Below are 9,868 nucleotides of genomic sequence, written 5' to 3' on the forward strand. Positions count from 1 at the left end.
CATGCTCAAGCTTCACGATTTTTGCAACAGAGCCATCACGGGCGAATCCATCCCCGCAGAGAAGAAGGACGGCGACCAGGTCTTCGCCGGCACCTGGCTGCGCAGCGGCGCGCTGCGCGTCGAGGCTGTGGACATCGGCTCGGATACCACCCTGGCCAAGATCATTCACCGCGTCGAGGACGCCCAGGATGACCGCGCGAAAACCCAGACCTTCCTGGAGAAATTCAGCCGCTGGTACACGCCGGCCGTCATGATCGGCGCGATTCTGGTCGGCCTGATCACCCGCAACACGGAGCTCGCCCTGACCCTGCTGGTCATCGGCTGCCCAGGCGCGCTCGTCATCAGTATCCCGGTGTCCATCGTGGCCGGTATCGGGCGCGCGGCCCGCGACGGCATTCTCATCAAGGGTGGCGAGTACCTGGAGCAGGCCGCGAAGGTGGACGCCGTGGTCGTCGACAAGACGGGCACGCTGACCCTTGGCCGCCCGGCGCTGACCGATGTGCGCACCCTGCCGGGTTCGCGCTGGTCGGAAAAGGAAATCCTCCAGATTGCCGCGGACGTGGAGAGCGCCTCCGAGCACCCCCTGGCCGCCGCCATTGTGGAAGGCGCGGTGGACCGGAGCGTGCGTGAGGCCGGATTCGTCGCTGATATTCAGGACGCCGATCCGGTGGTGGCCCAGGGGATCACAGCAACCGTGCCGGGTGTCGGCCGAGTGTCCGTGGGCACTGCCGAGCTGCTGGATGATGCGGCGAGCGGCGTTAATGCCGCCCTGGCAGCGGTGGCCGAGCTCAACGAGCAGGGCAAGACCGCGATGATCGTTGGCGTGGACGGTGCGCCGGCCGGCGTGGTGGCCGTGGCTGACGAGGTACGGCCAGAAGCGCGGCCTGCGGTGGAGGCACTCCACAAGGCCGGGGTGAAGGTCGTCATGGCAACGGGTGATGCCAAACCGGTGGCGCGCAACGTCGCTGCCGAGCTGGGCATCGATGAGTTCCACGCAGGCATGCTGCCCGAGACGAAGGTGGACGTGGTCCGCGGGCTGCAGTCTGAGGGCCACACCGTGGCGATGTTGGGCGACGGCGTGAATGACATGCCCGCGCTAGCCACCGCCGAGATTGGCGTGGCGATGGGCGCGGCCGGGTCGCCGGCAACCATCGAGACCGCGGATATCGCGCTCATGGCCGATCGGCTCACGAGGCTTCCTCAGTCGCTGATCCTGGCCAAGCGCACCGCACGCACCATGCGGGTGAACATCTTCATCGCGCTGGCAACGGTGCTGGTCCTGCTGCTGGGAGTGTTCCTCGGTGGCGTGACCATGGCGGTGGGCATGCTGGTCCACGAGGCGAGCGTGCTGCTGGTCATTGTGATCGCCATGACGCTGCTGCGACCCGTGCGGACCTAAGGCCCGCTGGGCGGGGGCCGGCCCTTTCTGGGCCGGTCGAGGCTTGGACCAGTTTCCTCTGGGCTTCAGCCCTGCTACTCCGGGCGCTCGAAGCGCTCCTGACGGCCCAAAGTGTGCAGCTGGAGCCATTCGCGGAAGCCGGCGACGTCCTTCCTCTGGACCAGGAAGAACCACGCGAAGCGCGCGTACTCCTGCGGCAGCAACCGCCGCATGCCCGGCTGCGACATGAGGTAACCGCGGTTGCGGTACGTGAAGTAGCGCTTGAACTGGCCGTCCGGGTACTGCGTGTGCATGCGCCCGCCGAGAATCGGCTTGAACTCCTCCGAGCCGTCCGGGTGCGCATAAGCGCAGGTCAGGCTCGTTCCGAAGCGCAGGCCGCTGCGGACGATGCGGCGGTGATACTCGACCTCGTCGCCGCGGATGAACAGCCGATAATCCGGCACGCCGATGATCTCCATCGCGCGGGCGGAAATCAGCGCGCCGTTGAAGAGGCTCGCGATGCCCGGCAGGAAATCCCCCTCCAGCTCGGACACGCGGCGGCGCCACGTGAGGCCCTGGCGCAGCGGGAACGCCAGGCGATCCGGGTTGTTGATGTTCGTGACCAGCGGAGATACCTGCGCGAGCTGCTCGCGTTCGGCGACGTCCAGCAGAGTGGCGAGGACGTTCTCGTCGGCGGGGCGGCCGTCGTCGTCGGCGCACCAGATGGCGTCCGCGCCCAGGGCCAGTGCCGCGAGGAAGCCGAGGGCGAAGCCTCCCGCGCCGCCCAGGTTCGTGCGGCTGGGCAGGTACATCGGGCGGGGACGTCGCTGGGGGACGTCGCCGGCGGAACCGGACGCGCCGGAGCTGGACGCGGACGTCGACGTCGTGGCGTCGTCGTTGTTGTTGGTGGCGGCGTCGGCGGTGGTCGGGACGTCGTCGGCTTCGTCGGACGCCTTCGTGATGGCGGCCCCGACGGTCTGGATCTCCGCGAAACGGCGGGCGGCGATCTCCGCGGACGCGCGGCGGGACTGCGGTTCCCCGCCGAGCTTCGCGTGGACCAGGGTTTCGACCGCGGGGTCGGCGCCGTTGTCCACGACGATGACCCAGTCAGGACGACGGGTCTGCTTGGCCACCATGTCGAGGCTGCGTTCCAGCAGGTCAACGCGGTTGTGGGTGACGATCACGGCGGCGATGGTGCCGCGCGGGTCGATGGCATAGCGCCCCGGGTTGGGTTCGGCGTGGCCTGCGGCCCTGGTGTGGGAGCCGGTGGTGGCGCGGCTGACGCCCGGGGTTGGGGTGCCGGTGTGGCTGGTGGTGTTGCCCTGGGAGCCGGTGAGGCGGGCGATGTTGCTGGTGGCAGCGTTTTTGAGTCCTCGGAGCGCGCATTTCATGGGTGCCACTTTACCTGTTCGGTGAGTGGGCTCTGGCGGCGCGCGCCGGGCTGGCCCGTGCCCGCGCCCCTGCGTTGGCGTGGGGCCGAGCATGAGCCCGTGCTCCTTGCACTTCACCCGGTTGCGCTCCACCCCACCCGCACCCGGTTTTGGGCTGTAGCGTGTCGGGTTTTGCTTGTTTTGTGGCACGGCACGGCCCGAAACCGCGTTTGTGCGCACCCGGCCATGCGTTTCTCCCGTGTTCCCAACCGTGTGCCCGTGTGCCCGTACGTGCCCCATCCCCTGGAGATGCGCGTCGGGCTGCGCGTGCCCGGCTCCCTGTTCCGGTTTTGGGCTGTATCGTGTCAGGTTTTGTTTGTTTTGTGGCACGGCACGGCCCGAAACCGGGCCGGGAACCTCAGCCTCGAGACTTGTGGCGGATGATGGCGCGCACCCGGTCCAGCACTCGCTCTGGATCGCGCATGCTTCGGGCGCTCAGCCTCAACGGGGTGAGGCCAAGGGCGGTCAGGCGTGTATTCACTTCGGTATCCCATTCGCGCTGGTCGGACGACGAGTGATACGCGCCGTCATAGAAAATCATGAGTCGGGTTTCCCACGAGCCAAGATCAGCAGTCGCAATGGGGCCGTCTGCGTCCGCAATCCGCACCTGGACCTCCAGATCTGGCAGCACAGGTTTGAGAAGAAGACGCAGCCACGTCTCGGGTGGGGAGTCAGCACCGAGCGCACCATGCTTCAGCACTACCTGTTGCACCTCGCGGGAGACGGGGAGCACATCGTTGACCTGGGCGATAAGTTCAGCTGGAGTGAGATTTGTGAAGGTGCACAGGGCGTCGGCTCCTTGAACGATGCGGAGATGGCTGGGTTTGATGCGGGGAAGCTGGGCGCTGTACCAGGTGTGTTTTTGCTGGCAGATGCTAGTTAGGAACTGACTGGCCGCGATCGGTAGCGGAGCCAGCGGTAGGTTCGGCAGGAGTCTGTCGTGACGAATGATGGGCTCGAATGACACCTTCACCGTGCTTCGTCGAGCTTGTCTTGGGTGCTGTGCGCTTTTCCGCGAGCTCGGTGTGATCATCTGAGCCGGCTGACCCTCGTGGAAGTACGGAAATCCCTGTATCGCCAGGGCAGAGATCCCGCCTGCGATCCAGGATGGATGAGCCATGAAATGCCCGCGAACCCGAACATCGTGCGGAAACTCCAGCGGAGGGCGGCTGGCGTGGCGCTCGAGAATCGCAGCTCGTTGCTTCGCGGTTTGGGCCAGTTCCAGAGCGCGAAGAATTTCGGGTGGCTTCGCGAGCCAAGTCTTAAAGGTGCACGGCTCGAAGTATCGATGGAGCATGGTGCGGGTAACCCCAAGCTCTTGCAGCTGTTTCCAGGTGTGGGGCACCTCCTGGTACCTGCGGTTCGTGAAGTTGCTCGGCAATAGCATTGGTCCCCCCCGTTTCTTTCGCCGGGCAGCCCGCCGACCAGGTGCGCGGCTATCGCGCGTGGTGAGCAGGGCGCGCTCGCCAGGCTGTCTCACTCCCCACGTGCGCTTGCCTGGCTGTCCCCACGTGTTCGCTCCCCGGGCGTAGCACTCCGGCTAGAGCGCCAGTGAATCCCCCGCAGCGATATCCGCTCAGTGATGTCCCCTGGTAGCCCCTGAGTGTCGGGCCAGTCGAGGTGAATTGCTGTTGGTTTCTTAGCTATTAGACAATCCGGCGGGCGCTTTGGTTCCCGGTCCGGGCAGATGAATGCAGTTTTGGGCCGTCACGTGTCACGTTCTGCCGGTTTTTTGACACGCCACGGCCCAAAACCGGCGTTTGCCCCAAGACAGCCGAAAACCAGCGGTGGATGCCAAGGCGGGGTCAAGGGCTGCCATCATGGCTGCTCCCGCTAACACGGGCAGGTGCGCCCCCGTTTTGGGCCGTCACGTGTCACGTTCTGCCGGTTTTTTGACACGCCACGGCCCAAAACCGGCGTTTGCCCAGCCGCCCCGGGACCAAGCCCCCGCCTCCAGCAATCCCCGGTAACCCGAGCCCAAGCCCCGAAAGCTACCGCCCCAAGTCGCGCAGGACGTTGCGCACGTGCTGCCCAGCCTCGGGCCCCTCGTAGGCCTCCACGACCTCGTCCACTGCCCCGGCCTGCCGAATCTCACCGTGATCAATCCACAGCGCGCTATCGCACAGCTGCGCCAGGAACTCATTGGAGTGCGAAGCGAACACCAGGATGCCCGAGCGCTTCACCATCTCAACCAGCCGCGACCGCGCCTTCGCCATGAACGCCGCATCCACGGCACCGATGCCCTCGTCAAGCAGCAGAATCTCCGGATCGATGCTGGTCACCACGCCCAGCGCCAAACGGATGCGCATACCGGTGGAGTACGTCCGCAGCGGCATCGCGAGGTAATCCCCCAGCTCCGAGAACTCCGCGATCTCATCCATCTTCCGGTTCATCGCCTTGCGCGTCTGCCCCAGGAACAGCCCGCGGATAATGATGTTCTCGTAGCCGGAGATCTCCGGGTCCATGCCCACACCCAGGTCGAACACCGGCGCCACGCGCCCGCGCACCACGGCGGACCCCCGTGTTGGCTCGTAAATCCCGGACAGCAACCGCAGCAGCGTGGACTTACCCGCACCGTTGTGCCCGACCAGGCCCACGCGGTCGCCGTCCTGCAGGTGCAGGTTGATGTCCTTCAGCGCCTCCACCATCACGGTGTTGGACTCGTTTCGCCCGATCGCGCCACCGGCCGCACCCAGGAACGTGTGCTTCAGCGACCTGGTCTTCGCGTCGAAGATCGGGAAATCCACGCAGGCGTTGTAGGTGTCGATGCTGACTTGCTGCTTCATTCTTTTTCTTTCTTTTTTTAGGACGCCAACCCGTTCGCCTTGTTACACCCAGTAGCTAACCCGGAAGCGCCACTTCCGCATGGCCAGCAGGGCAAGGCCCAGGCCCACCACGGTCATGGCGATCACGATGTACCAGGAGGACGCCTCGACTGGCACGTTGATCATCGGCCCGCGCACGATCTCCAGGTAGTGGTACAGCGGGTTGAGCTTGGCCAGCGCCGCCCGCTCGGCGACCGCACCACCTTGATCGGTGAGGGTTTGTGCGGTCCACACGATTGGCGTCATATAAAAGGCCAGCTGGACGAGGGAGTCGAGCAACGGGGCGACGTCGCGAAAACGGGTCGCGACGATACCGAAGAACATGGTCACCCACACGCCGTTGATGATGAGCAGAGCGAGCCCCGGCACTGCCAGGAGCACCTCCCACCCGACGGGGATGCGGAAGATCGCGAGCAGCGCCAGCCAGATCACGAGGTTGTGCAGCAGGAAGAGGAACTGCCGCCACACGAGCCGGTAGACGTGCACGGATAGGGCGGAGGGCAGCTGCTTGATCAGGCCTTCGTTGGAGATGAAGACCTCCGCGCCTTCCTTGATGCAGCCGGCGATGAAGCCCCACATGATGAGGCCGACGGCGACGTGCGGCAGGAAGACGGCCACGTCGATGCCGAAGAGCTGGGAGTACAGCAGGCCCAGGGCGGCGGCCATCACGCCGGTGGCGATGGTGATCCACAGTGGGCCCAGGACGGAGCGGCGGTAGCGCTGCTTGATGTCCTGCCAGCCGAGGGCGAGCCAGAGCTCACGCTGCTGGAATCCCCGTGTGAGATCGTCCCAGGCGGCGGCGAAGGTTTGCGAGCGCGAGGCTGGGATGTCGCCGTCGTGGGTTGCGGTGATCCTGCTGAGGTCTGTCATGAGTATCGCATTCTAGTAGGAGGTGCGGACACGGTCGCTCAAGCGCGCCGGGGCTGCCCGCGCGGCCTCTGATGTTGCGACGCGTGTCACGCTGCAGTTTGCGCTTTGTGCGCAGCGGAATCGCGGTTGAGCTGGCCGTGAGCCCGCGGCGCCGCTCCTGAGGCGGCGGGCGGAGCAACTCTCGGGTTCAGGCCGGATCGCCCTTGGCTTCTGGGGCGGACGTTGTCAGGGCGCGCTGGTATTGTTTTGGCGTGACGGAGCCCGGGTCGCCGCGGATGCGGTTGGCCTGCGGTTTCACGCCGGTGCCGATGGTCGCTGGTTTGCTACGACGTCAGCGCCTGGTTCCGGTCGGTGTCAGAGCTCGGCGCCAGCGTCCGGTGCCAGCCGCCAGGACCTTAGGACGTCAGCGCCTGGTTCCGCTCGGCGCCAACGCGCGGTGCCAGCGTCCGGCGTCGTGCCCGGTGACGCCGCGCCGCGAGCGCCGTGGGGTCACGGTGTTGCTAGAGACGTCGGCACCACGGCCCCACCGGCACCCCGGCTCACGCCGGCGCCAGTAGTTTTTCCAGGAAGGGAGATGGCTTGTTCGACAACGCACGGTTCGACAATCCCAGGGTGCGTGGTCTGTACACCTCCCTTTCCGACGGCTGGGTCTATATGAACGCAGCGACGGACCCGCAGCTACCCGAGCGCGTCTCGGGCGCGGTTTCGCGCGCCTTCCGTTCTGCCCCACTGGCCGCCCCGATTGAGGAAACCCACGGGGAACACAGCCGCGCCGCGAGCCCGGGCACGCGCATCGGCGAAAGCCACATCAAATCTGCCCGCGTCGCGATCGCGGACCTGGTCGGCGCTCGCCCGGAGCATGTGATCCTGGGCAGCTCGCGCACGCAGCTGATCAGCCAGCTCGCGGAGAGCCTGTCTCACCGCCTGCGCTTGGGCCGCCAGGTCGTCCTCTCCCGCGTCGACGACGGTGCGAACATCGACCCGTGGCTGCGCGCCGCCGACCTCTACGGCGCGGACGTCCGCTGGGCGGAGGCCGACCTGTCCACGGGCGTCCTCCCCGCCTGGCAGTACACGGAGCTGGTCAGCCCGGAGACCGCGGTCGTCGCGGTGGCAGCCGCGAATGAGCACGTCGGCACGGTCACGGACGTCGCCGCGATCGGCCGGACCGTGCACGCAAAGTCGGACGGCATCTTCGTCGTCGACGCGAACGCCGTCGCCCCGTTCCACGTGATCGATATCGCTGACCTGGGCGCGGACGTCCTGGCGCTGGACGTCGCGACCATCGGCGGTCCGTCGATCGGTGCGCTGGTCTTCCGGTCGGTGGAGCTGATGGGGGAGCTGTTCCCGCACCCGCCGCGCCAGTCCCGCGCCCGCGCGGCGGCCCGTTTCGGTGCTCATAAGGACGTTGCCCCCGGCCCGGGTGGTCTCGCGCTGCGCGGCGCGGTGCACCCGTCGGTGGAGCGCGCCCGCGAGTGGCTGGAACTGGGCGGATTGAGCGAGGGTCTGCTCGGAGGGGTGTCCGCGGCGGTGGATCACCTGGCGGACCTGGCGTCCGATGCGGAGGGTGACTCCCTGCGGGGGACGCGTCGACGTCGCCTGCGTGGCGGGCTTCCCCTGGCGGAGGACTACGTGCACGGCCTGGCCCGGATGGTGGTTGATGGGCTGCACGGTCTGCCGGGGGCGCACGTCATTGGCCTGGAGGGGGAGTACGAGGAGCACTTCGACTACGACTCGGTGGAGCGCATCCCTCGCTTGAGCTTCTTCATCGATGGGGTGCCGGCGGAGGCGGTGCACGACCGCTTGTTCGCGCAGGGTGTGGTCACCAGTGTGATTCCCCCGGGTGATTCGGAGCTGCTGGAGCAGATGGGGGTTTTCGAGTCCAGCACGGGAGCGGTGTGCGTGGGGCTGAGCGTGCACAACACGGTCGGCGATGTGAATCGCCTGCTCCGCGCGGTCGCGAGCCTGCGCTAGCCGCAGCCCGGCTTGGGTGAGGGGGCCCTAATCCTGCGGGACCTCGAAGACCACCTTGCCGGTGACCTCGCCTGCCAACAGTGCCTGATGGGCCGCGGCGGCGTCCTGAATGGGGACGGTGCGGTCGATGTGGTGGCTGATCTTCCCGCTTTCGAGCAGGGGCCACATCTCCTCGAGCGTGCCGCGCACGATGCGGGCCTTATCCTCGGCATCGCGGTAGCGCAGCCCCGTCGCGGAGATCGTGCCGCGCTTGTTGAGCAGGCGGGCGATGTTGAGCTCGCCCTTCACCCCGCCCTGCATGCCGATGATCACCATGCGGCCGTCCATCGCCAGGGCCTTGACGTTGGAGTCCAGGTATTTCGCGCCGATGATGTCGAGGATGACGTCCGCGCCGCCGAGCTCCCGCAGCACCTCCGCGAAGTCCTCCTCCTTGTAGTTGATCAGCGTGTCTGCGCCGTAGCGGCGGCACACGTCGAGCTTCGCCTGGCTGCTCGCGGTCACCGCGACCTTCGCTCCGATGGCATGGGCGTACTGCGTGGCGAAGAGGCCGATGCCCCCGCCGCCGCCGTGGAACAGGGCGAGCTCGCCTTCGCGCAGCCCCGCGATGTCCGCAACATTTGACCACACGGTGCACGCGACCTCCACGACGCTGGCGGCCTCCGCGAGGCTGTAACCCTTCGGGATCGGCATCAGCTGACCTGCGGGGACGGCCGCGTGCGTGGCGTAACCGCCACCGCTGAGCAGGACGGCGACCTCCTCGCCCTCCTGCCACGGGGTGCCGTCTGCCTTCGTCGCACCGTTCGGATTTTCGACGACGCCGGCGGCCTCCAAACCGATCGTCTCCGTCACGCCCTTTGGCGGCGGGTAGTGCCCCTGGGCTTGCAGGGTGTCGGCACGGTTGAGCCCGGCGTAGTGGATGCGGACCAGGGCCTCGCCCTCGGCGGGTTGGGGCTTGTCGATGGCCTGCCACTCGAGGGAGCTGGGGTCCTTCGGGTCGGTTTGGATGATGGCGTGGGCGGTGTTTGTGCTGGTGGAAGTCATGGCGCCCAGCCTAGCAACGGCTGCAGACACGGGCCCCGGATTCGGCCGATGCCCTCGTGCTGGCTAGGTGCGCGTGCCAGTTTGTGCCCGCTAATTGCCCAATTTTTGCCCAATCTGTCGGGGGTGTGCCCGTTGTTTGCTCAATATGTCCCCAGCTCCGCATGATGGCGGCGCCCGTCGGGAAGTACCGACGCCCTCGTGCGTTGGGCAGTTTTTCGTGCGCTAGCAGGAACTTTGGGAGCCGAGGCAGGCAGCAAAAACGCAAGCGGTGCAGCATGCGAAAATCCCCAGGTAGCTGGTGCTACCTGGGGATCTCTATCAGCGGAAGTAGAGGTGTCTGAAGTCACGACATA

7 protein-coding genes are annotated in these 9,868 nt (G+C 66.7%); 2 read left to right on the top strand and 5 right to left on the bottom strand.

What is annotated here, in order from left to right:
* Nucleotides 1-1,399, top strand: a 1,399-nt coding sequence (locus tag HMPREF3088_RS02610) for a heavy metal translocating P-type ATPase (RefSeq protein WP_070758291.1), incomplete at its 5' end; no start/stop codon positions are given.
* 74 nt (nt 1,400-1,473) lie between these two features.
* Here HMPREF3088_RS02610 and HMPREF3088_RS02615 read toward each other — a convergent pair.
* The 4 genes from HMPREF3088_RS02615 to HMPREF3088_RS02630 form a co-directional block, all read right to left on the bottom strand.
* Nucleotides 1,474-2,769: a galactofuranosyltransferase GlfT1 gene (locus tag HMPREF3088_RS02615; RefSeq protein ID WP_070758292.1), complete on the bottom strand. Its 1,296-nt coding sequence runs from the start codon at nt 2,767-2,769 to the stop codon at nt 1,474-1,476.
* Nucleotides 2,770-3,166: 397 nt separating this feature from the next.
* Nucleotides 3,167-4,189: an endonuclease domain-containing protein gene (locus tag HMPREF3088_RS02620; RefSeq protein ID WP_246818010.1), complete on the bottom strand. Its 1,023-nt coding sequence runs from the start codon at nt 4,187-4,189 to the stop codon at nt 3,167-3,169.
* 610 nt (nt 4,190-4,799) lie between these two features.
* On the bottom strand, nt 4,800-5,594 hold the full coding sequence (locus tag HMPREF3088_RS02625) for a galactan export ABC transporter ATP-binding subunit Wzt/RfbE (protein ID WP_070758293.1): 795 nt from the start codon (nt 5,592-5,594) through the stop codon (nt 4,800-4,802).
* Between the two features lie 42 nt (nt 5,595-5,636).
* Complete coding sequence (locus HMPREF3088_RS02630; RefSeq protein ID WP_012361173.1) at nt 5,637-6,503, bottom strand: galactan export ABC transporter permease subunit Wzm/RfbD; 867 nt, start codon at nt 6,501-6,503, stop codon at nt 5,637-5,639.
* 654 nt (nt 6,504-7,157) lie between these two features.
* Here HMPREF3088_RS02630 and HMPREF3088_RS02635 point away from each other — a divergent pair.
* Nucleotides 7,158-8,474, top strand: a complete 1,317-nt coding sequence (locus HMPREF3088_RS02635) for an aminotransferase class V-fold PLP-dependent enzyme (protein ID WP_070758296.1) — start codon at nt 7,158-7,160, stop codon at nt 8,472-8,474.
* Between the two features lie 27 nt (nt 8,475-8,501).
* On the opposite strand, the gene HMPREF3088_RS02640 is transcribed toward HMPREF3088_RS02635, so the two are convergent.
* Complete coding sequence (locus HMPREF3088_RS02640; RefSeq protein WP_070758294.1) at nt 8,502-9,515, bottom strand: NAD(P)H-quinone oxidoreductase; 1,014 nt, start codon at nt 9,513-9,515, stop codon at nt 8,502-8,504.
* Nucleotides 9,516-9,868 lie beyond the last annotated feature (353 nt).

This window comes from Corynebacterium sp. HMSC22B11, assembly GCF_001815965.1.
Classification (GTDB): domain Bacteria; phylum Actinomycetota; class Actinomycetes; order Mycobacteriales; family Mycobacteriaceae; genus Corynebacterium.

Coding starts and splice junctions, on each gene's coding strand:
- HMPREF3088_RS02615 (WP_070758292.1), bottom strand. CDS start 2,769: ATGAAATGCGCGCTCCGAGGACTCAAAAACGCTGCCACCAGCAACATC.
- HMPREF3088_RS02635 (WP_070758296.1), top strand. CDS start 7,158: ATGAACGCAGCGACGGACCCGCAGCTACCCGAGCGCGTCTCGGGCGCG.
- HMPREF3088_RS02640 (WP_070758294.1), bottom strand. CDS start 9,515: ATGACTTCCACCAGCACAAACACCGCCCACGCCATCATCCAAACCGAC.
- HMPREF3088_RS02625 (WP_070758293.1), bottom strand. CDS start 5,594: ATGAAGCAGCAAGTCAGCATCGACACCTACAACGCCTGCGTGGATTTC.
- HMPREF3088_RS02630 (WP_012361173.1), bottom strand. CDS start 6,503: ATGACAGACCTCAGCAGGATCACCGCAACCCACGACGGCGACATCCCA.